21 protein-coding genes are annotated in these 20,116 nt (G+C 62.2%); 8 read left to right on the top strand and 13 right to left on the bottom strand.

Annotated features, from left to right (window positions below):
- The first annotated feature begins 98 nt into the window (after nucleotides 1–98).
- The 3 genes from ADU59_RS03440 to yihA all read left to right on the top strand — a co-directional run bounded on the left by ADU59_RS03440 (nucleotide 99) and on the right by yihA (nucleotide 2,746).
- Nucleotides 99–995 carry a DMT family transporter gene (locus tag ADU59_RS03440; protein ID WP_158515694.1) on the top strand — a complete coding sequence of 299 codons (897 nt, stop codon included), beginning with the start codon at nucleotides 99–101 and terminating at the stop codon, nucleotides 993–995.
- Between the two features lie 94 nt (nucleotides 996–1,089).
- Nucleotides 1,090–2,007: a DMT family transporter gene (locus ADU59_RS03445; protein WP_068951682.1), complete on the top strand. Its 918-nt coding sequence runs from the start codon at nucleotides 1,090–1,092 to the stop codon at nucleotides 2,005–2,007.
- Between the two features lie 85 nt (nucleotides 2,008–2,092).
- The gene (gene yihA / locus ADU59_RS03450; protein WP_068951684.1) at nucleotides 2,093–2,746 is read left to right on the top strand and encodes a ribosome biogenesis GTP-binding protein YihA/YsxC; all 654 of its coding nucleotides are present in this window, start codon (nucleotides 2,093–2,095) and stop codon (nucleotides 2,744–2,746) included.
- Nucleotides 2,747–2,767: 21 nt separating this feature from the next.
- On the opposite strand, the gene msrB is transcribed toward yihA, so the two are convergent.
- From msrB to ADU59_RS03470, 4 genes are all read right to left on the bottom strand, one after another.
- On the bottom strand, nucleotides 2,768–3,259 hold the full coding sequence (gene msrB / locus ADU59_RS03455) for a peptide-methionine (R)-S-oxide reductase MsrB (RefSeq protein ID WP_068951686.1): 492 nt from the start codon (nucleotides 3,257–3,259) through the stop codon (nucleotides 2,768–2,770).
- 242 nt (nucleotides 3,260–3,501) lie between these two features.
- Complete coding sequence (locus ADU59_RS03460; RefSeq protein WP_068951688.1) at nucleotides 3,502–4,059, bottom strand: fasciclin domain-containing protein; 558 nt, start codon at nucleotides 4,057–4,059, stop codon at nucleotides 3,502–3,504.
- Nucleotides 4,060–4,310: 251 nt separating this feature from the next.
- Nucleotides 4,311–5,033, bottom strand: a complete 723-nt coding sequence (locus ADU59_RS03465) for an anti-sigma factor (RefSeq protein ID WP_068951690.1) — start codon at nucleotides 5,031–5,033, stop codon at nucleotides 4,311–4,313.
- Entirely contained in the window at nucleotides 5,030–5,569 is a 540-nt protein-coding gene (locus ADU59_RS03470; RefSeq protein WP_068951692.1) for a sigma-70 family RNA polymerase sigma factor, read from the bottom strand. Before ADU59_RS03470 ends, ADU59_RS03465 begins: the two co-directional genes overlap by 4 nt.
- A 186-nt stretch (nucleotides 5,570–5,755) precedes the next feature.
- Between ADU59_RS03470 and argB the strand changes: the two genes are divergently transcribed.
- Nucleotides 5,756–6,643: an acetylglutamate kinase gene (gene argB / locus ADU59_RS03475; RefSeq protein ID WP_068951694.1), complete on the top strand. Its 888-nt coding sequence runs from the start codon at nucleotides 5,756–5,758 to the stop codon at nucleotides 6,641–6,643.
- 164 nt (nucleotides 6,644–6,807) lie between these two features.
- On the opposite strand, the gene ADU59_RS03480 is transcribed toward argB, so the two are convergent.
- The 3 genes from ADU59_RS03480 to ADU59_RS03490 form a co-directional block, all read right to left on the bottom strand.
- Nucleotides 6,808–7,578 carry an isocitrate lyase/PEP mutase family protein gene (locus ADU59_RS03480; RefSeq protein ID WP_068951696.1) on the bottom strand — a complete coding sequence of 257 codons (771 nt, stop codon included), beginning with the start codon at nucleotides 7,576–7,578 and terminating at the stop codon, nucleotides 6,808–6,810.
- A 73-nt stretch (nucleotides 7,579–7,651) separates the two neighbouring features.
- Nucleotides 7,652–8,557, bottom strand: coding sequence for a DMT family transporter (locus tag ADU59_RS03485; RefSeq protein WP_068951698.1), 906 nt, complete (start codon nucleotides 8,555–8,557; stop codon nucleotides 7,652–7,654).
- A 182-nt stretch (nucleotides 8,558–8,739) separates the two neighbouring features.
- Nucleotides 8,740–9,531 carry a sterol desaturase family protein gene (locus ADU59_RS03490; protein ID WP_068951700.1) on the bottom strand — a complete coding sequence of 264 codons (792 nt, stop codon included), beginning with the start codon at nucleotides 9,529–9,531 and terminating at the stop codon, nucleotides 8,740–8,742.
- Nucleotides 9,532–9,665: 134 nt separating this feature from the next.
- Between ADU59_RS03490 and ADU59_RS03495 the strand changes: the two genes are divergently transcribed.
- From ADU59_RS03495 to ADU59_RS03505, 3 genes are all read left to right on the top strand, one after another.
- Nucleotides 9,666–10,379, top strand: a complete 714-nt coding sequence (locus ADU59_RS03495) for a pyrimidine 5'-nucleotidase (protein ID WP_099050753.1) — start codon at nucleotides 9,666–9,668, stop codon at nucleotides 10,377–10,379.
- 138 nt (nucleotides 10,380–10,517) lie between these two features.
- Nucleotides 10,518–11,039 (top strand): EF-hand domain-containing protein, encoded by a 522-nt coding sequence (locus ADU59_RS03500; RefSeq protein ID WP_068951704.1) that lies wholly within the window; start codon nucleotides 10,518–10,520, stop codon nucleotides 11,037–11,039.
- A 276-nt stretch (nucleotides 11,040–11,315) separates the two neighbouring features.
- Nucleotides 11,316–12,617 carry an RtcB family protein gene (locus ADU59_RS03505; protein ID WP_068951706.1) on the top strand — a complete coding sequence of 434 codons (1,302 nt, stop codon included), beginning with the start codon at nucleotides 11,316–11,318 and terminating at the stop codon, nucleotides 12,615–12,617.
- A gap of 72 nt (nucleotides 12,618–12,689) precedes the next feature.
- Here ADU59_RS03505 and ADU59_RS03510 read toward each other — a convergent pair whose 3' ends face one another.
- The 3 genes from ADU59_RS03510 to ADU59_RS03520 all read right to left on the bottom strand — a co-directional run bounded on the left by ADU59_RS03510 (nucleotide 12,690) and on the right by ADU59_RS03520 (nucleotide 15,536).
- Nucleotides 12,690–14,078: a PepSY-associated TM helix domain-containing protein gene (locus ADU59_RS03510; protein WP_068951708.1), complete on the bottom strand. Its 1,389-nt coding sequence runs from the start codon at nucleotides 14,076–14,078 to the stop codon at nucleotides 12,690–12,692.
- A 62-nt stretch (nucleotides 14,079–14,140) separates the two neighbouring features.
- A complete protein-coding gene (locus tag ADU59_RS03515) occupies nucleotides 14,141–14,545 on the bottom strand; it encodes a DUF2946 family protein (protein WP_068951710.1) in 405 nt (134 codons plus the stop codon).
- A gap of 91 nt (nucleotides 14,546–14,636) precedes the next feature.
- Nucleotides 14,637–15,536, bottom strand: a complete 900-nt coding sequence (locus ADU59_RS03520; RefSeq protein ID WP_068951713.1) for an LOG family protein — start codon at nucleotides 15,534–15,536, stop codon at nucleotides 14,637–14,639.
- A gap of 224 nt (nucleotides 15,537–15,760) precedes the next feature.
- Between ADU59_RS03520 and dapD the strand changes: the two genes are divergently transcribed.
- Nucleotides 15,761–16,618, top strand: a complete 858-nt coding sequence (dapD, locus tag ADU59_RS03525; RefSeq protein ID WP_068951715.1) for a 2,3,4,5-tetrahydropyridine-2,6-dicarboxylate N-succinyltransferase — start codon at nucleotides 15,761–15,763, stop codon at nucleotides 16,616–16,618.
- Between the two features lie 104 nt (nucleotides 16,619–16,722).
- Here dapD and ADU59_RS03530 read toward each other — a convergent pair whose 3' ends face one another.
- The 3 genes from ADU59_RS03530 to ADU59_RS03540 all read right to left on the bottom strand — a co-directional run bounded on the left by ADU59_RS03530 (nucleotide 16,723) and on the right by ADU59_RS03540 (nucleotide 20,101).
- Nucleotides 16,723–17,874 (bottom strand): GAF domain-containing sensor histidine kinase, encoded by a 1,152-nt coding sequence (locus ADU59_RS03530; RefSeq protein WP_068951717.1) that lies wholly within the window; start codon nucleotides 17,872–17,874, stop codon nucleotides 16,723–16,725.
- Nucleotides 17,875–17,987: 113 nt separating this feature from the next.
- Nucleotides 17,988–19,034, bottom strand: a complete 1,047-nt coding sequence (locus ADU59_RS03535) for an aldo/keto reductase (RefSeq protein ID WP_068951719.1) — start codon at nucleotides 19,032–19,034, stop codon at nucleotides 17,988–17,990.
- Between the two features lie 158 nt (nucleotides 19,035–19,192).
- Complete coding sequence (locus ADU59_RS03540; protein WP_068951721.1) at nucleotides 19,193–20,101, bottom strand: AraC family transcriptional regulator; 909 nt, start codon at nucleotides 20,099–20,101, stop codon at nucleotides 19,193–19,195.
- Between the last annotated feature and the right edge of the window lie 15 nt (nucleotides 20,102–20,116).

Raw genomic sequence — 20,116 nt, forward strand, 5'->3', positions numbered from 1 at the left:
CATCCAGGGTTCAAAAATCGAATTTGCAATACAGGCAGCCGATTTGGCAAGACATGCGATGGAAACCGTTGAAAGATAAGGCCTTGCGGAAAACCCTGTTGAATTCGAATGCCGAGGCGATGATCTGGGTCGTGCTCGGTACGGCGTTATTTTCCTTGATCTTCGCATCGGCAAAGTTCGGCGGAGAAAGCGTATCCGTCGTCCAGATCCAGTTTCTGCGCTATGTCAGCGGCTTTGCCACGCTGCTTTGCGTCGTCGCCTGCAAGGGCGAAAGCCTGCGCGCCTACCGCAGCGACCGGCCGTTTTCGCATGCCATGCGCGCGGCTTTCGGTGTGTCCGGCGGTTTCGCGCTGATCTATTCCTCGGCGGCGATGCCGATCGTCGATGCGACAGCCCTTGGACTTCTCTATGTGGTTTTCATCATTCCGCTCGCCGTTCTCGTCCTGAAGGAGACCGTGACGAAACAGCATATGGTCGGCATTACCCTCAGTTTCGCCGGCGCGGGCTTCATCATGGTGTCGCGTGGCGCCTTCACCCAGTTCGAACCGGCCTATCTCATCCCGGCAGCAATCGCCGTTCTCGGCGCCGCCCTGCTGGCCATCGAAGGCCTGATGATCCGTGTCCTCTCGCATGCCGACCGGCCGCTGACGGTGCTGCTCTATGTCAACGGTTTCGGCATCCTCTTCCTGGCTCTGCCGGCGGCGCTCGCCTGGAAGACCATGTCGCTGTCCGCCATGGTGCCGTTTCTCCTGCTCGGGCCCATTGCCGTTGCGGCGCAATATTGCGTGGTGCGCGGCTACCGGCTGGCGTCGCTCGCAATCGTCGGGCCGGTCGATTATGCATGGCTGGTGTTTGCCGCGCTCATCGGCTTTCTGTTTTTCAACGAAATCCCGACCGCGGGCGTGTTGGCGGGATCGGTCATCATCGCCATCGGCGGGATCGTGCTTGCCATTATCAAGCCCGAGCCGGACGCCGCCCATGCCGAGGATCGATGACAGGTGGAATTTGCGACAGGGCCCTGTCGCGGATACCGATGCCCATCGCCCCATTCGCTTTTAAACTGCGCTTACCGTCAACCGGACATCCGTCATGTCGCAGCCGACCGCCCTGCCGCAATCCGCAGCCGCCAGCCAGCACAGCCAGCTCCAGGGCGTCACGCTCGTGCTGGGTTCCGCCATCGTCTGGAGTTTCGGCGGCACGCTCGCCCGCTTCCTGTCGATCGAGGACGGCTGGACCGTCGTCTTCTGGCGTTCGCTGTTTGCCGCACTGTTCCTGACCGGCTTCATGCTGTGGCGTGACGGCCCGCGCGGCACCGTCACGCTGTTTCGCAACATGGGCCTGCCGGGCATTGCGGTCGGGCTGTGCTTTGCCATCGCCTCGACCTCGTTCATCCTGGCGCTCGCCTATACCACGGTCGCCAATGTCGTTCTCATCCAGGCCGGCGTGCCGCTGATCGCAGCGCTGATCAGCTGGATCGTCTTCCGCGAGCGCGTTTCGCTGCTGACCTGGCTTGCCATCGCCGCCGTCATCGCCGGCGTCGCCATCATGGTGTCGGATTCCATGAGCGGCGCGGTTTCGCCGATCGGCGATGCGCTGGCCATCCTGATCGCCTTCGTCTTTGCGCTGGCCACCGTGATTACCCGCCGCTACGCCCATGTGCGCATGACGCCGGCCGTCTGCTTCGGCACCGTCGCCGCCGGCGCGCTGGCGGCCATCATGGCCTCCGGCCTCTCCGTCACACCACCCGAACTCGGCATTCTCGTGACCTTCGGCGCTCTCAATTTCGGTCTGGGACTGGCGCTGTTCGTCACCGGCGCCCGTCTCGTCCCCTCGGCACTCGCGGCCCTTCTCGGCACGGCGGAAACGGTGCTCGGGCCTCTCTGGGTCGCACTGATCCATGGCGAGATTCCCAGCACCAACACCGTCCTCGGCGGAACGGTCGTGCTGGTCGCGCTGCTTTCCTATCTCAGCGTCGAATTGTTGCGCCAGCGGCGTGTCCGCGCCTGAGCGAAAGTTGCTAAAATCGCAACTTTTCTTGACATGAGGGCGCAAAACCTTGAAGTCCTGTCCCAAAGCCAAGGACAGGACCGCCATGACAGACGTTAAGCCGCAGGACGACAAGCCCCTTTTCGGGCGGCCGTGGATCTTTATCCGCGGCGTGCCGTCGATGAAATTCCTGCCGCCGGAAGGTCCGCTGGAAATCGCCTTTGCCGGCCGCTCCAATGTCGGCAAGTCGTCGCTGATCAATGGGCTGGTCGGGCAGAAGGGTCTCGCCCGCACATCCAACACGCCGGGCCGCACCCAGGAGCTCAACTATTTCGTTCCGGACGGTTTTTCCGGCGACCCCGGCGACCTGCCGCCGATGGCGCTGGTCGACATGCCCGGCTACGGCTATGCGCAGGCGCCGAAGGAACATGTCGATGCCTGGACCAAGCTGGTGTTCGACTATCTGCGCGGCCGCTCGACACTGAAGCGTGTCTATGTGCTGATCGACAGCCGCCACGGCATCAAGAAGAATGACGACGACGTGCTGAACCTGCTCGACAAGGCGGCCGTGTCCTATCAGATCATCCTGACCAAGACCGACAAGATCAAGGAACCGGCCGTTCCCCGGCTGATTTCCGAGACGCTGGAAAAGATCAAGAAAAGGCCGGCGGCTTTCCCGGAAGTGCTGGCGACGTCGTCCGAGAAGGGCGTCGGCATGGAAGAACTGCGCGACGCCATCCGCGTCGCCATTTCAACCTGATCGCCGCTATCGCATAGACGTTCAGGCCGCCGATGCCGGCTTGAACGTCATTGCCATGCCGTTGATGCAGTGGCGCATGCCGGTCGGCTGCGGGCCGTCGTTAAAGATATGCCCCATATGGCCGCCGCAGCGGCGGCAGTGACATTCGGTGCGGGTCATCAGCAGCGAGGTATCCTCGCGGGTACCGATCGCGTTCGGCAGCGCTTCCCAGAAACTCGGCCAGCCGGTGCCGCTGTCATATTTCACGTCGGACGAATAGACCGGCAGGTCGCAGCCGGCGCAATGGAATATGCCCTTGCGCTTCTCGGTATTGAGGGCGCTGGTGAAGGGCTGTTCGGTATCCTCGTGGCGCAGGATCCGGTACTGCGCGTCATTGAGGATCGCTTTCCATTCCGCGTCGGTCTTCGTCACCTCGAAGGTTTCGGCGGCAATGCTGTGCTGGGTAAAGCCACGAAACGCCGCCGCAGCGGCAATGGCAACTCCGGAAAGAAGGAAAAAGCGCCGGCTTGTCATGATGGTCTCCCTTATGCCGAATGGCCTCGGCAATCCTTGGCCAAACTATCGCGCCGCCCGCCCCGCGGCAAAACAAATAGCGATCAATCCCGCGTGAGACGTTACTTGAATACGATATAAAAAGGCCACCGGCGCATAACAGCCGGTGGCCTTGAGGCCGGAGAGGATTGCTCCCCGGCCCCGGAGCCGAAAATGTGTCCGAGAACACATCCGGCCCCCAATCCGTGCGGCCTTCGGGCCGATCAGGACTTCGGCAGCAGAACCTTGTCGATCACATGGATGACGCCGTTCGACTGCTTGACGTCGGCGATCGTGACATGGGCGACACCGCCGTTTTCGTCGGTGAGCGTGATCTTTCCGCCGTCGTCCTTGGCCTTGAGAATGCAGCCGCCGACCGTCTTGACATCATGTGTGCCGCCATCGTCCTTGACCATCTTGGCAATGGTCGCCGACAGCGCATCGGCGGCAACGACATGGCAGGTCAGAACCTTGGTCAGCGTCGCCTTGTTTTCAGGCTTCAGCAGGGTATCGACAGTGCCGGCCGGCAGGGCGGCGAAAGCCTCGTTGGTCGGGGCGAAAACCGTGAACGGGCCCTTGCCTTCCAGCGTCTTGACCAGTCCGGCCGCCTTGACGGCGGCAACAAGGGTGGTGTGATCCTTGGAATTGACGGCGTTTTCGACGATGTTCTTGTTTGCATACATCGGCGCACCGCCGACCATCGGATTTTCAGCATGCGCTGCAAATGTACCGGCGGCCAGTATCGATGCGACGGTGACCGTGCGCAGCATGGACTTGAACATTTCTATTCCTTCCTGTTGATCTCGACGACCCGCGACGCGGGCCTCTCCCGATTCTTTTCTGGAATTCATGTTCCCTGCAGAGGACACAGCGATGAACGGGAGGCTTGGCGAAAGAGTTTCAGGAAAGAGAAGAATTATCCAAATATCTGATTTTTTATGTTTTTATGACTGGCCATGGATCTGCGTAAAAAATGCCACGCCCTTTCGAGCGCAGCATTTTGTAACGAAAGACTAACTTTAATACCGGCGACCTATGGCAGGCGCGTCTTACCGACAGCGACCACGGGGCCGGTCGCGGTCCCGGTCGGCGAGCCGCCGAAGGGCTCGATGCTGACAGCAAGCGTCACACCTTCACCCAGCTTGGAGCGCAGCTCCTGTGGAATGACGATCTCGCCCTCGCCGGCCTGCGGCAGGATGCCGAGCGATCTGGCGGGATTGTCGCCCTCGATCAGCCAGAGTTCCAGCGATTTGGCCTGCGCCTGTTTTGCCGCCACGGGCGTGATTTTCAGTGCGCCGCTGCCGGCATCGTATTGCGCCAGAAGATTGATCGTGGTGCTGGCATCGCCGGTCAGTTCGGCCACCAGCGGCCGTGTCTGGCTGACAGGCGTCAGCATGCCGGACGAGAACGTCGCAACGGTCACCATACCGGCAACCGATGCCAGCGTCAGCACACGCCAGACCGCCAGCGAATTCCAGAAGCCGCCCGCAGCCACGGCCGGCTTTGCCTGCTCGGCGAACAGGCGGCGCTCGACGGCGACCAGCACCTGCGGCGGCGGCTCGATCGGCTCATAGTCATCCTCGAAAGAGGAAAGATTGCTCTGCCAGTGATTGACCATGGCCGCGAAAGCACCGTCGAGAACCATGCGCGCCTCGACCTTGCGGCGGTCGTCGGCGGATAGAACACCCAGCACATATTCGCCCGCGATCACCTGGTCGCGACGGGAATCTCCGCTTTCGGGCTTCTGTGTGGTCATCGCTCCATGCACTCTCTCAGTTTCAACAGGCTGCGGCGCAGCCATGTTCGCATCGTGTTCAGCGGAACGCCGAAAAGTCCGGCCAGCTCCTGGTAGCTCAGTCCCTCGACATAGGCCTTGCGCACGGCATCGGCGCGGTCGGGTTCGAGTTCGTTCATGCAAGCATCGATCCGGCGGCCCTCCGCCGTGTTGATGGCGGTTTTTTCCGGATCGGGAGCAGAATCGGCGAGATCATATGCCTCGTCAATGGTGTTTGCCACAGGCTTTCGCGCCCGCAGCGTATCGATCGCATGATTGCGCGCGATCGCCGAAAGCCAGGACATCGGATTGGTGTCGCCGCTCGCATACCGGTCGGCCCGCTGCCAGATCTTGATGTAGATTTCCTGCAACGCCTCTTCCGCTTGCGGCCGGTCCCGCAAGATACGGACACAAATGGCAAAAAGTTTCGGGCTGGTCTGCCGGTAGAGCGCGGAGAACGCGGCGCGGTCCCTCAGCGAGACCCTGCCGATCAGCATTGAAATGTCGTCTATGGCCATCGATGCTTCCGGTCCTCGCCCCGTCAGCGGCGAACATAGGGCACAAGCCCGGGGATAAGAAGGGACGCACGACAGATAAAGCCGGCGACCGCCGCCGATGTCACACCGGCTTTATCTTTACGGCTGATCATTCCCTCCACCGGAAACTTGCGCTAAACAGCACCCGGCTAATTTCGAGGTATTCCCATGTCCGCATCCGAAAGCGAAATCCAGGCAAATCTTCTCGCCAAGGCGCTGCCCTACATGCAGCGCTACGAGAACAAGACGATCGTCGTCAAATATGGCGGCCACGCCATGGGCAATCCCGAGCTTGGCAAGGCTTTTGCCGCCGATATCGCGCTGTTGAAGCAGTCCGGCGTCAATCCGATCGTCGTGCATGGCGGCGGCCCGCAGATCGGCGCCATGCTGACCAAGATGGGCATCGAATCGAAATTCGAAGGCGGCCTGCGCGTCACCGATGCCAAGACGGTCGAGATCGTCGAGATGGTGCTGGCCGGTTCGATCAACAAGGAAATCGTCGCGCTGATCAACCAGACCGGCGAATGGGCGATCGGCCTTTGCGGCAAGGACGGCAACATGGTCTTTGCCCAGAAGGCGCGCAAGACCGTGATCGATCCGGATAGCAATATCGAGCGCGTTCTCGACCTCGGCTTCGTCGGCGAAGTGACGGAGGTTGACCGCACCCTGCTCGATCTTCTCGCCAAATCGGAAATGATCCCGGTGATTGCCCCCGTGGCCCCCGGCCGCGATGGAGCGACCTACAATATCAACGCCGATACCTTTGCCGGCGCCATTGCCGGTGCGCTCCACGCCACCCGCCTGCTGTTCCTCACCGACGTTCCCGGCGTACTCGACAAGAAGGGCGAACTGATCAAGGAACTTTCGGTCGCCGAGGCGCATGCGCTGATCAAGGACGGCACGATTTCCGGCGGCATGATCCCCAAGGTCGAAACCTGCATCGAGGCACTCGCCCGCGGCGTCGAAGGCGTCGTCATCCTCAACGGCAAGACGGCCCATTCGGTGCTGCTGGAGATCTTCACGGAGCATGGTGCGGGAACGCTGATCGTTCCGTGAGGGATGGCAGATAGTTCGGCAGGTGCTGTCGAAATGACGCATCACCGACCTCACTCTCCCGTCATCCTCTCCTCGGGTTAAACCCGAGGAGAGGATGACGGGAGAGTGAGGTTCGCCGCTCCTGCAACCAATTCAGCAAGGCGCCTGCACCCCTCGCAAGCTCATCAACCGCGCTGATAAACCCCGCTCGCCTGCCCCTTCAGCCACTCGATCATCGCCCGGTACGGCCCCGGCCCGTAGCTGACGCGCCCGACGCCAAGTCCGGCAAGCACCTTCACATCCGGCACACCCTGCCGCATCATGATGTTGACCGGCAGCGCGACGGATTCGCAGACCCTTGCGATCAAATCCGGATTCGACAAGCCCGGCACGAAGAAACCGCTGGCGCCAGCCTCGGCATAGGCCGCTGCCCGCTCGATCGCCTCGTCCACCAGCGGCGCATGGCGCACCGGGTCGGAGACCTTCAGGAACAGGTCGGTGCGGGCGTTGATGAAGAACGGGATATCCTTCTCGTCGGCCGTCGCTCGGATCGCCTTGATCCGCGCCGCCTGCGCCTCGAGCGTATGCAGCCCGCTGCCGCCGACCACCTGGTCCTCGAAATTGATGCCGACAGCGCCTACGTCGATCAGCCGCCCGGCATTCAGCGCCGCGCCTTCCGCATCTTCGGCATAACCGCCCTCGAAATCGATCGACACCGGCAGATCGGTCGCCGCCACGATGGCGCGGGCGATATCGACGAGTTGCAGCAGCGGAATGTCCTGACCGTCGCCATAGCCCTTGGCAGCGGCGACAGACCAGCTTCCGGTCGCCAGCGCCCTGGCGCCGGATTCAGCCACGGCCCTTGCGCTGCCTGCGTCCCAGATGTTGTAGAGCACCAGCGGATCGCCCTTGCGGTGCAGTTCCGTGAACGCCTTTGCCTTGTCCGTCTGGTTCATCGCTTTTCCTCCGAAAACGTCTTCCCCTGTCATGCCACAACAGGGACAGCCGGCGCCAGAGCTGGCGATCCGCTTACGTCCACATCAGCAGCAGCAGGATACCCGTCACGATCAACAGGCATCCTGCCGTTTCCATGCGGTTGATCCGCTCGCGGAACAGGAAGATCGAGGCCATGAAGGTGAAGACCAGTTCGATCTGGCCGAGCGCCCGCACATAGGCGACCTGCTGCAACGTCATCGCCGTGAACCAGCAGGCCGATCCCGTCACGCCGGCCAGCCCGACAAGCGCCGACGACCGCCAGGCGCGCGCCACCCGGCCGATTTCGCTTTTGTCCTTGATGATCATCCAGATCAGCATGAACACCGTCTGGAACGTCGTTACACAGGCAAGCGTCACCGCCGCCTGCATCACCGCATTCGGCCCGTCGAGCGATAGCGACGCCGAGCGATAGGCCACCGCCGAAATGCCGAACACCGCCCCCGAGGCGATGCCGATCAGCGCCGTGCGCCCGGTCAACGCCACCATCAGGTTGCGCCAGGACAGCGGCATCCGCGCCACGGAAATCATCATCACGCCGATGACGCCGACGATGATCGCCGCGACGGCACCCGGCGTCAGCCGCTCGCCCAGAAGGATCAGCCCGAAGATCGCCGCCTGCACCGGCTCGGTCTTCGAATAGGCGGTGCCGACGGCGAAGTTGCGTAGCGAGAAGAGATAGACCAGCAGAATGGTCGCAAAGATCTGCGCCAGCCCCCCGAGCACGGCCCAGAACGCAAAGGCGCCGTTCAGCGCCGGAAAGGCATAGCCCGCGAAAGAGTGAAGCCCCAGCACATAGGCGATCGCCAGCGGAAAGCCGAAGCCGAAGCGAACGAAGCTCGCGCCTGTCGTGCCGAGCGAGCCCTGCAGATGCTTTTGCAGCGCGGAACGCAGGTTCTGCAAAAAGGCGGCGGTAATGGTGATGGCGATCCAAGCTTCCATTCCTGCCCGCTAACATGGCGCAACGGCAGAATCCACATCTGTATGCGCGACGGCAGAGATTTGTCGCCTTTCGGTCGCAACGCCGCCGATGTTTCCGCCGGAACAATGTTCATCGTCAGGGCCGCGCGATCGGTGCACCGGCCCCTCTTTCGGTCAGCGCCCCAGAGCGGCCGCAGGACGTTTCAGACCGAATCTTCCCGAGCATCGGGCACAGCCGCGGCCTGGCGGAATGTCAGCGGCGGCGCGTTCTCTTCCGTCTTCTTGACGCGCTGATCGTAGTCCGGCGAGACGGTGCCGAGAACACGGTCCCAGAAGGAAAAATAATTGCCGTAGTTGTAGCGAAACCCGGAGTGGTGCTGGTCGTGAAATGTCGTGCACAGAATCGGGGAGGGATAACGCGCAGTCGAGGACGCGAAATACTCGAACCCGCAATGGCCGAACATGCCATTGAAATGTTCGAACACGCGCTGTCCGATCAGAATGGCCGGCGGAAACGGGACGACCAGGACAATGACCGCCGAAAAACCCTGCAGCAGGAAATTGTCGAGGACATCCTCGGAATAGGTGCTCCAGACCGTCGGCGCGACGCTCTTGTGGTGAAGCGCATGCAGCGGGTAGAGCCATTTCGTGTGCAGCAGCCGGTGCATGAAATAGAACCAGGTGTCGTACAGGAACAGGACGAGAAGGAAGAGCGGCACGGCCGTCCACCAGTTGAAGGCCCAGGGCGTTGGCGCCCAGCCCTTTTGCTGGAGGTAGAGGCCGATCGTCAGCGGCAGGCAGGCGCTGAACATCGAAGCCAGACTCTGCCGGATTTCCGCGTTGCGGCGTTTGCCCGAGCCGCGCCCCTTCTGTATCCTCCGCTCGGGATTGCGGTCGTTCATCCAGGTTATGGCAAAACCGAAGGCGAAGTAGGTGACGACTGACGCGGCATAGAAGCCGCACAGAAACAGCAGATAGAAGAATTCATCCGACATCGGCACCCGCAGCCCCTGCGCCAAACCGCTCCGGCACGAACCGTGACACATCGGCTCGGCAATTCAAGGTGGAAATGCGCGCGGCGCTCACAAAGCCCATTTCCTCGCCACATCCGCCATGGCATAAGGCCTCCATGACCCAGCTCGACCGCCTGCCGACCAAAGCCGATTTCGCCCATGTCACCGATTGGGTGTTCGATCTCGACAACACGCTCTATCCGCATCACGTCAATCTGTTCTCGCAGATCGACCGCAACATGACGGCCTATGTCGCTGCCTTGCTGACGCTGGATCCGGCAGCGGCCAAGACGCTGCAGAAGGAATATTATCGCGATCACGGCACGACGCTGCAGGGCCTGATGATCCATCATGGCATCGACCCCAACGATTTCCTCGAAAAGGCGCATGCGATCGACTATTCCGTCGTGCCTGCCGATCCGGCGCTGGGCGATGCCATCCGCGCGCTGCCGGGGCGTAAGTTCATCTTTACCAATGGCAGCGTCAAGCATGCCGAGATGACGGCGCGGGCGCTCGGCATCCTCGATCATTTCGACGATATCTTCGATATCGTCGCGGCCGATTATGTGCCCAAACCGGCCGGCGACACCTATGACAAGTTCATGAGCCTGCACCGGGTCGATACCAGACGCGCCGCCATGTTCGAGGATCTGCCGCGCAACCTGGTGGTGCCGAAGGCGCTCGGCATGAAGACGGTGCTTTTGGTGCCGCGCAATTTCGAATACGAATTTGCCGAAGCCTGGGAGAAGACCGGCGACGGCGACGCGCAGGCCGACTACGTGACCGAAGACCTCACCGGCTTCCTGACACGGCTTGTATCGGAGCGTTGACGGCGCGTATCAAACACAGTTCCGACACGGAAAAACCTCTTTCCTGTCAAAGACTTAAATTACCAAAGTTTAACTGGTCATCCTGCCGGACCCGTCTATCTTCCTTTCAGGGACAAGGATCGCTGAAAGGATTTTGACATGCGGAAGAACACCCTCATTCTCGGCGTCGTCGCCACCAGCCTCGCTCTGACCGGCCTTGCGGCCCCCACATTCGCCGCCCGGCAGAAGGCGGCGCCGGAGCAGCGCACCGAGCAGATGATCAAGCGCTTCGACACGGATGGCGACAACAGGGTATCGCTGGCCGAATTCCAGGCCGGCGCGGCCGACGCCTTCAAGGCCTATGATACCGACGGCGATGGCCAGGTGACGCGCAGCGAGATCGAAGCCAAGCGCCAGGCCTTCCGCCAGGCCCGCAAGGAGATCCGCACAGCCGGGAAAAAGAACGGCGAAGACAAGACGGCGGTGATGGAGAAGATCGGGGCAATACGCCCGCCCATGCTGCCCGGCATGCGGCCCAAGGCCTTCAAGCAGGCCGATACCGACAAGAACGGTTCGCTCAGCCTTGCCGAAGTCAACGAACAGGCGGCCAAGATCTTCAAACGCCGCGATACCAATGGCGACGGCTTCATCGACGCCGCCGATTTCACCAAGAAGATCTGACTCCAAGTCACGCCCCGACCGTCAATGGCCGGGGCTCCAGACTCTCGGAAACCGTCTATGGTTTGCGAACCATTCGACCTCCCCCATCATGCGCCCTCTGACAGGCCGGTGGCTTCAAAGTCCCTGGCAAGACCGGCATGAGGGTCCGGAGGTGAACTTGACCAGTCTTTGTGTATTGTGGTGTATTGTGTTCATCTATCGCAACCACGAGGACATCATCCGCGACCATGCCTGTAATGGCAATATCGGGACCTCTTGCCAGAACAGGAACCCGACATGAGCCATCCGAGCACCAGCAAGTTTGCCCCGCAAGCCACCGATCGGCCCCCGCTCCGCACCAATACCCTGCCGTTCGGCCAATTCATCGAGCCGGAAACCGACGACGAAATCATCAACGTCCATGCGGTGATCCAGCACATGGACGTACTGCTGCGTGTGCCGACCATCAGCAAGGCCGCGGTCATGCCTGATGCCTGCCCATCCGGCTCCACCCCGGGCACCATTCCTGTTGGCGGTGTCGTCGCCGCCAAGGATGCGATTCATCCCGGTTTTCACTCGGCCGACATCTGCTGCTCCATGGCCGTAACCTTCTTCAAGCGCAACGACGCGGTTGCCGACATGCTCGATGCCTCGGTTGCGTCGACGCATTTCGGCCCCGGCAAACGGTCGGGCAGCGAAGTGGGGAAGAATAAAGAGCTCGCGCAGTTGATCGGCAAATTCGAGAAGAACTTTTTTCTAAAAGGTCTCGAGGCACATGCCGAGCAGCATTTCATGACGCAGGGCGACGGCAACCATTTTCTCTATATCGGAGAAACCGAATCAGATCACCGACGCGCCCTCGTCACGCACCACGGCTCGCGCGGCCTCGGTGCGCAGGTCTACAAGCGCGGGCTCGCCGCCGCTCAGAAGCACACCGCCATTCACGCTCCCAAAGTGCCGATGCACAATTCGTGGATCGACGCCAACAGCGATGTGGGTGCACAATATTGGGAAGCGCTGCAACTGGTCCGCGAATGGACAAAGCTGAACCACTTTGCGATCCACCGCAAGATCGCACTGCGGCTTGGCAATGCCATCACCGGGCAGTTCTGGAACGAGCACAATTTCGTGTTCCTTCGCGATGGCCTGTTCTATCACGGCAAGGGAGCGACACCGTCTTTCAACGGCTTCTCGCCGGATGACACGGGCCTGACCCTGATCCCGCTGAACATGGCCCAACCGATCCTGATTGCATCCCATGCCGACCGCGCCGACGCTCTTGGTTTCGCCCCGCATGGTGCCGGGCGCAACCTCTCCCGCACCGCCCATCTGCGGCGGCTGATGGAAGAGTTCAAGGCCGATGCTCGCGGGCTCAGCCCAAACAATATTGCCGAGATCGTGGCTCGCGAGACGAAGGGGCTGGATATCCGGTTCTTTACCGGCAAGCCCGACATCTCCGAGCTACCGAGCGCCTACAAGAATGCCGAGCAGGTCGCGAGCCAGATTGAAAAGCACAAGCTGGCCCACATCTCCGAGCGCATCATGCCCCTCGGCTCGATCATGGCCGGTGACATGAACTGGAACCGGGCCGGCCGCTGAGTTCCTGATGCCCGGACTCAGAAGGCCTCCAGGTCGCCTCCCTCGGATCGAGGGAGGCGACGGGTCCTTGCCTCACACGTCTGCCGCCGGTGGCGCAAAGCGGATCGCCTGCCGGAAGCGCGGATAGGTCCAGTCCAGCGCCAGCATCACGGCAAGCGAAACCCCGACAAGCGGAAAGAGAATTCCGCCGATCGCCAGAAGCGCGATCAGGCCGCGAAACACCCGTCTGTCCACCGGCATCGGCGGCACGCCGAGCGAACCTTTCGGGCGGCGTTTCCACCACATGATACCGGCCGAAACCGCCAGCAGCACGATGGCAATACAGGCAGCCAGCAGGACAAGCTGGTTGGCGAGGCCGAACTGCTGGCCCAGATGGACGTTGATCCCCCATTCCAACGCCTTGCCGAGCGGACCGTAGTCCGCATAGCTCATGTCGATCAGCGGCTTGCCGCTGTACTGATCCAGATGCACCACCCGCTGTTGCGCAAGATCGTCCGGATAGACGGAGCCGGTATAGACCCCATCGGCCGTCGCCGGGATGTTGACGGCATAGCCGCGGTGCAGGCCGAGCCGGTCGAAGACGGCAACAGCCCCATCAAGCCCGATCGCCGCTGCGCCATCGCCCGACGACGACTGCGGCACCCTTGCCTGTTCGAGCGACCACGACGTCTTGGCAATATGGTCGAGATGCTCGTCGGACATCGGCACGGCGGTGCGCACGCCGGCGGGATAGCCGAAATTGCTGCCATTGGCCCATTCGTTGACCTTGCCGCCCCAGACACCGGACCAGGGCATGCCGGTCACCGCCAGAAAGACGATGAAGAAACCGACGAAGATGCCGCTGACGGCATGGGTGTCACGCCAGAACACCCGCCGCTTCGGCGTGCCGCGAATGCTCAGCACACCGCCGGTCTGACGGCGCGGCCACCAGAGATAGATGCCGGTTGCGACCAGCAGGATCGACCAGCCGGCCGCGATCTCGATCAGCGAGCGCGCGAAAGAACCGAAATATTTCAGACTGTGCAGGGTGCGGATGGTCCACATGATGGTACCGCGATCGGGAAGCGATCCCAGCACCTTGCCGTCATAGGGGTTTACATAGACGGCCAGCTTGCCGGATGCCGGCGTGTTGACGGTGATCTCGGCGGAGGTATCCGAGGATGCCGGATCGGTGAATTTGACGGCCGTGCCGGGATAGGCGGCGAGTGCCGCCGCGACCATCGCCGAAGGGGTGGCCTTTGCGCCATTCTCCGTGATCTCCACGCGCTTGAGATCGGCGTGAACGAGACCGTCGATCTCGTCCCTGAACAGGTAGAGGGCGCCGGTTATCGCCAATGTGACCAGAAAGGGCAGGACAAGCAGGCCCGCATAGAAATGCCAGCGCCAGACGGCGCGGTAAAGGTCGGACGGGGAACGCACGGCAACGGCAGCGTTCGCGCGTCCGATGGTGAAATCGGACATGGGGGTTCTCCAGATGAATGCAATATTGGCCGTCGCGTGGGCGAACGGCCTGATTTACACGGTCACGCGGAGAACAATGGCGGGGCTCGGGCTTCGGCAAAGAAGCTGCGCAGAACGGCGCGGGGAACCCTTTTCGCGGCGAAATAAGCCTCGGCGGTGTCGCTTGCGGCCGCATAGGCGATTTCGGCGGAGCCGCCGGGCAAAGCGGGCGTGGCGCCTGCCGCCAGCTGACAGAGCGTGGCGCACAGATCGTGATGGGCAGTGCCCGGAGCATCGCCGGGCAGCCGCTGTTCAAGGCTGCCATCATGCGACACGCACAGGATATTGAACGGATCGGCGGCAGCGCTTGCCATCGTCCCCTGGGCGACGCCGCCCAAAAGCCCCTGCATGAAAAGCATGGCACCGACCAGCACCGCGATGGCGCCGGCCGACACTCTATCTCTCAGGACAAGCCGCAGGGTTTTCATGGCGGCTCATTGCCACAGCCGCGACGCCCTGTCACTGCGACACAACGCCGGTTGCGCGGAATTTCCGCCGCCCGGGCAGGCCGGTCGTCTCTTACCGGGCGCCCGATGCCATCGGCACCTCGGCCGGATCGACCGTCTCGTAGAATTTCGCGATGATCTCCCAGGCTTCATCCGCCGTTTCGACGAACTGGAGCAGGTCGATATCGTTCGGGGCGATCGTGCCGAATTCGGCCAGCGCCTCGAAATCGATGATCGTGCGCCAGAACTTTTCGCCGAACAGGATCAGCGGCACCAGCGCCATGCGGCCGGTCTGCATCAGCGTGATCGTCTCGAACAGCTCGTCCAGCGTGCCGAAGCCACCCGGAAACACCACGACGGCCTTGGCGCGCAGCAGAAAATGCATCTTGCGGATGGCAAAATAGTGGAAGTTGAAGGACAGCTCCGGCGTCACGTAGCGGTTCGGCGCCTGTTCGTGCGGCAGCACGATATTGAGCCCGATCGAGGGTGCGCCGATTTCGTCAGCACCGCGATTGCCGGCTTCCATCACGCCCGGTCCGCCGCCGGTGGTCACGACATATTCCGTGTAGCCGGACTGGGCCGAATGCAGCGAGCACAGCCGGGAGAATTTCCGCGCCTCCTCGTAATAGACCGAGGCCGCCGTCAGGTTCTTGCGCTGTATCTCGTTCTTCGCCGCCCAGGCATCGCCGCCGGGTTCGGGAATGCGGGCGCCACCGAACATCACCACCGTCGAGTTGATGCCGCGTTCGCTGAGAATCATCTCCGGCTTCAGCAGTTCGAGCTGCAGCCGCATCGGGCGCAGCTCCTCGCGCGCCATGAAGTCGTCGTCCGTATAGGCAAGCCTGTAGGAGGGGGACATCGATTGCGGCGTCTGCGGCACGCCCTCTGCCCGGTGGCGGGTCTGCTCGCTGTCGACCAGCGGGTCCCAGACCCCATCCTTGCGCCGCAAATTCTTCTTCTTCACTCTTGCCATTTCTTCACTCTTGCCATGTCAGACTTTCCCGCCGCAAACCGGCAGCCATTCATCGCTGCCGGATGCTCCTTCCCATGCTATCGCGCGCTACGGATCAAATCACCCGCCGCCATGGCGCCACATACACCTTCATCCAGCGCCGACCGCAACCGAAAACCACTTCAATTTTTCGGGATCATGCACTAGAGCAAGTTACGATAGATGCCGAAGTTTAAGGAATTCCGATGACAGCCCCTGATCTTGCCTCCCTGTCGAAGACCATCGACACCGCTTTCGACAACCGCGATACCGTGACCATCAACACCAAAGGCGAGATTCGCGATGCGGTCGATACCGCGCTCGATCTGCTCGACGGTGGCAAGGTGCGCGTGGCCGAGCGCGGCGAAGATGGCACCTGGACCGTCAACCAGTGGCTGAAAAAGGCCGTTCTGCTGTCCTTCCGGCTGAACGACATGGAGGTCGTCAAGGGCGGTCCCGGCCAGTCGACCTGGTGGGACAAGGTTCCCTCCAAGTTCGAAGGCTGGGGCGAAAACCAGTTCCGCGACGCCGGCTTCCGCGCCGTGCCCAACGCTGTCGTGCGCCGCTCGGCCTATATCGCCCCGAATGCCATCCTGATGCCGTCCTTCGTCAATCTCGGCGCCTATGTCGGCGAGGGCACGATGGTCGACACCTGGGCAACAGTCGGCTCCTGCGCCCAGATCGGCAAGCATGTGCACCTGTCCGGCGGCGTCGGCATCGGCGGCGTACTGGAGCCGATGCAGGCCGGCCCGACCATCATCGAGGACAATTGCTTCATCGGCGCCCGCTCGGAAGTGGTCGAAGGCTGCATCGTGCGTGAGGGTTCCGTGCTCGGCATGGGCGTGTTCATCGGCAAGTCGACCAAGATCGTCGACCGCGCCACCGGCGAAGTCACCTATGGCGAAGTACCGCCCTATTCCGTCGTCGTTGCCGGCTCGATGGGCTCGGGCGCCGTCATGCCGAATGGCCTGCCCGCGCCGAACCTCTATTGCGCCGTCATCGTCAAGCGCGTCGACGAGAAGACCCGCTCGAAGACCGGTATCAACGAACTGCTGCGGGACTGATCGACATCGCGCTCATGGAGGGACAGGAGAGCATGCTCAGGCTGTTCTTCAGCCCCTCCGGCCGCATCGATGGCAAGCTGGCCGGATAGAATACCGCGCCGGTTCTATTGCTGCGGCATATGGAAGGTGAAGCAGGTTTCTTCCGGCGTCGAGGTGACCAGCAGCCTGCCCTTGTGCGCCTTGGCGATTTCCGAGGCGATGTAGAGCCCGAGACCGAGGCCCTGCAGGTTTGCCTTGGCCGAGGCGCGCACGAAGGGCTTGAACAGGTCCTTGATCACAGCTTGCGGAATCGGCTCGCCCGCATTGGTCACCGAAAGCTCGAAGCGCCCGCCCGCGATTGACGAGCGCACCCGGATCGGCGCTTCGGGATCGCCATGCATCAGCGCATTGGCCAAAAGATTGGACAGCAGCTGCCCGATGCGGCCCTCGTCGCAGCGCACCATCGCCTCGGTCAGCTCCGCCTCGATCCGCCGTCCCGGATTGGCCATCGTCAGTTCCGCGATCACCTGCTCCATCACCGGTTTGAGCGGCACCCGGTCCGCCTGCTCCACGGCAATGCCGCCGCCGAGCCGGCCGCGCGCGAAATCGAGCACATTGTCGATCAACCCGGACATGCGCGAAATGCTGCTGCGCATCAGCGCAAGCACGACCTTGCCCTTCTCATCCTCGACCGTGCGCTGCAGCATGCGCGTTCCGGCATCGAGCGATGCCAGCGGGTTGCGCAGGTCGTGGCCGAGCACGGCGATGAACTGCTCGCGCAGCTCGCTGCCCTGCCGCTCCTGGTCGATCCGCTGCTGGGCATCGAGATGGAAGGCGATCAGGTTGGCAAAGAGCTGGAACGCACCGGCGATTTCCGGCGTGTTCAATGTTCGCGGCACCGTGTCGATGGCGCAGAGCGTGCCGAAAAAGGACCCGTCGGCCAGCATGATCGGCACGGAAATATAGCTCTGCAGGCCATAGAACGCCGGCGTATGATGGCTGGCATAGACCGGATCCTCGGCAACATTGTCGATGATGACAGCGTGGCGGTGTTCACGGATCTCGTTGCAGATCGTCGTTTCAACCTTCAGTTCACCGCCCGGCTGCAGGCCGAAGGCGATCTCGTCGCGCACGCTGCAGGCAATCCAGCGATCCGCCGTCACCCGCGCCACCGCCGCAAAGCGCATGCCGGTCATTCTGCAGACCACATCGAGGATGGTCGGCACGGCGCTGATCTGCGCGATGGCGTCAACGGCGGCGGCAGGATTGTCGTTCAATGCGATGCTTCCAGGTTACAGAGACGCGAACAGAGTATCCTTTTTCGGCGGAATAGGCTTCAAATGCAAGTCGCCCGCCGAGCGATACACGCAAAACGGGTACTTACCTGGTGTCAGGCCTTCGCTTCGAACGGCGGCGGGCGTCTGCCTGCGGCTTGCCGGCCGACCATCCAGCCCGGATATTCCGGCGGCAGCGCGCTGACGGCATCGAGCTTTTCCAGATCGCCGGCATCCAGCCTGAGTTGCACGGCCTTCAGATTTTCCTCCAGCTGCTCCACCCGCTTGGCGCCGATGATGACGCTGGTCACGAAGGGCTTGGACAGGATGAAGGCAAGCGCCACTTCGGCGACGCTGGCACCGTGTTTTTCGGCCACCTCGCGCATGGCGGCGACGCACGCCCAGGCCCGGTCCTTGTCGACCGGCGGAAAATCGAAATTGGCCCGGCGGCCTTCGCCGTTGCCCGGCGCTCCCGGCCCGTATTTGCCCGACAGCAGTCCGCCGGCCAGCGGCGACCAGACCATCAGCCCCATTTTCTCCTCATTGAGCAGAGGCACGATCTCGCGCTCCAGATCGCGCCCGGCGATCGAATAATAGGCCTGCAGCGTCTCGAAGCGGGCAAACCCCTTGCGCTCGGACACGCCGAGCGCCTTGGCGATCTTCCAAGCCTGCCAGTTGGAGACGCCGACGTAGCGGACGAGCCCGCCGGAGACGAGATCGTCCAATGCCCTGAGCGTCTCGTCAATCGGCGTGACCGTATCGGTCGCGTGGATCTGGTAGAGATCGATATGGTCCACCTGCAGCCGGTCGAGGCTGGCCTCGACGGAATCCATGATGTGCCCGCGCGAGGCGCCGCGGTCGTTCGGCCCCTCGCCCATCTGGCCATAGACCTTGGTGGCGATCACCACGTCCTTGCGGGCAATGCCGAGATTGTGCAGCGACTGGCCGAGCAGCCGCTCGGAATCCCCGAAGGAATAGACATCGGCCGTGTCGATGAAATTGACGCCGGCGGCCAGCGACCGCTCGACGATGCGGTCGGCCGCGTCCTGATCGACATCGGCGATGCCGCCCCAGATCCCGCCCCCTGCCGCGCCGAAGGTCATGGTTCCCAGGCAGATTTCAGAAACGAACAAACCGGTATTGCCAAGCTGATTGTAACGCATGGGTATCACTCCGTGTTTTCGATGGTCGTCAAAGGCGGGACGCCCGGCAGTGCGGGCGGGAATCTTGAACAGATGTAAGATGCACGACAGGCTTTGCCAGCGGTCGGCCGGCTATTTTTTTGCAGACCGGGCCGATTGGAACAGCAAGGCCGGCTGCGTTATTCGGCCGCCTGCTGTACCCTCAGCGTGGCAATGTCGCGCAGCGGCGACTGGCCATAAAGGCGGGTATATTCCAGCCCGAACTGGGACGGGCTCTGGTAGCCGACCCGGTGTCCGGCCGTTCCCGCGTCCATGTTGTCGACCAGCATCAGGCGCCTGGCCTCGTTGAGCCTCAGCTGCTTCTGATACTGCATCGGCGTCATGGCGGCGACGGCCTTGAAATGATGGTGCAGCGACGACACGCTCATGCCGACATGCTCGGCCAGGTCCTCGATGCGCAGCGGCCTGATATAGTTTTCCCGCAGCCAGGCGATCGCCTTGGCGACCCGGTTTCCCGGGCTGTCGGCCGTGGCGATCTGGATCAGGCGCGGCCCATAGGGCCCGGTCAAAAGACGATAGAGGATTTCCTGCTCGACGAGCGGCGCTACCCCGGCAATATCGTTCGGAGTATCAAGGAGCTTCAGATAGCGCAGTGTCGCATCCACAAGAGCTGGCGAAGCCTTGTGAACGGCAAGACCGCGCATGCCGTCGGCCGTTGCGGCGACGGCGGGAACGGCGATCCGCTGCAACACCTCGCGCAGCCGGTCGGGATTGATCACCATACCAAGCCCCAGATGCGGTTCCTGCGGACTGGCAACGCTGACCCGGGAGATCACCGGCAGATCGAGCGACACCACCACGCAATCGCCAACCCCGTAATGATAGACATCCTGCCCGAGCGTCACGCTTTTTTCGCCCTGGGCGATCAGCGCGAAAGCCGGGCGATGGGCCAGATGGACCGGATTGGTCGGCGCGGTCTGGCGCCCGAGGAACAGGTTTTCGATGGCCGTTTCGACCATTCCCGTTCCCGGCACGTGCCGCGAAATGATAGAAGCAATTTCTGCGTAACTCTCTGCTGGATTGTGCATGGAACGATAGGGCTT

It is taken from the genome of Pararhizobium polonicum (assembly GCF_001687365.1).
Taxonomy (GTDB): Bacteria; Pseudomonadota; Alphaproteobacteria; order Rhizobiales; family Rhizobiaceae; genus Pararhizobium; species Pararhizobium polonicum.

Coding starts and splice junctions, on each gene's coding strand:
- ADU59_RS03510 (WP_068951708.1), bottom strand. CDS start 14,078: ATGTCCGATTTCACCATCGGACGCGCGAACGCTGCCGTTGCCGTGCGT.
- ADU59_RS03470 (WP_068951692.1), bottom strand. CDS start 5,569: ATGGCCATAGACGACATTTCAATGCTGATCGGCAGGGTCTCGCTGAGG.
- dapD (WP_068951715.1), top strand. CDS start 15,761: ATGACAGCCCCTGATCTTGCCTCCCTGTCGAAGACCATCGACACCGCT.
- ADU59_RS03485 (WP_068951698.1), bottom strand. CDS start 8,557: ATGGAAGCTTGGATCGCCATCACCATTACCGCCGCCTTTTTGCAGAAC.
- ADU59_RS03540 (WP_068951721.1), bottom strand. CDS start 20,101: ATGCACAATCCAGCAGAGAGTTACGCAGAAATTGCTTCTATCATTTCG.
- argB (WP_068951694.1), top strand. CDS start 5,756: ATGTCCGCATCCGAAAGCGAAATCCAGGCAAATCTTCTCGCCAAGGCG.
- ADU59_RS03520 (WP_068951713.1), bottom strand. CDS start 15,536: ATGGCAAGAGTGAAGAAGAAGAATTTGCGGCGCAAGGATGGGGTCTGG.
- ADU59_RS03460 (WP_068951688.1), bottom strand. CDS start 4,059: ATGTTCAAGTCCATGCTGCGCACGGTCACCGTCGCATCGATACTGGCC.
- yihA (WP_068951684.1), top strand. CDS start 2,093: ATGACAGACGTTAAGCCGCAGGACGACAAGCCCCTTTTCGGGCGGCCG.
- ADU59_RS03480 (WP_068951696.1), bottom strand. CDS start 7,578: ATGAACCAGACGGACAAGGCAAAGGCGTTCACGGAACTGCACCGCAAG.
- msrB (WP_068951686.1), bottom strand. CDS start 3,259: ATGACAAGCCGGCGCTTTTTCCTTCTTTCCGGAGTTGCCATTGCCGCT.
- ADU59_RS03535 (WP_068951719.1), bottom strand. CDS start 19,034: ATGCGTTACAATCAGCTTGGCAATACCGGTTTGTTCGTTTCTGAAATC.
- ADU59_RS03515 (WP_068951710.1), bottom strand. CDS start 14,545: ATGAAAACCCTGCGGCTTGTCCTGAGAGATAGAGTGTCGGCCGGCGCC.
- ADU59_RS03445 (WP_068951682.1), top strand. CDS start 1,090: ATGTCGCAGCCGACCGCCCTGCCGCAATCCGCAGCCGCCAGCCAGCAC.
- ADU59_RS03490 (WP_068951700.1), bottom strand. CDS start 9,531: ATGTCGGATGAATTCTTCTATCTGCTGTTTCTGTGCGGCTTCTATGCC.
- ADU59_RS03500 (WP_068951704.1), top strand. CDS start 10,518: ATGCGGAAGAACACCCTCATTCTCGGCGTCGTCGCCACCAGCCTCGCT.
- ADU59_RS03505 (WP_068951706.1), top strand. CDS start 11,316: ATGAGCCATCCGAGCACCAGCAAGTTTGCCCCGCAAGCCACCGATCGG.
- ADU59_RS03465 (WP_068951690.1), bottom strand. CDS start 5,033: ATGACCACACAGAAGCCCGAAAGCGGAGATTCCCGTCGCGACCAGGTG.
- ADU59_RS03495 (WP_099050753.1), top strand. CDS start 9,666: ATGACCCAGCTCGACCGCCTGCCGACCAAAGCCGATTTCGCCCATGTC.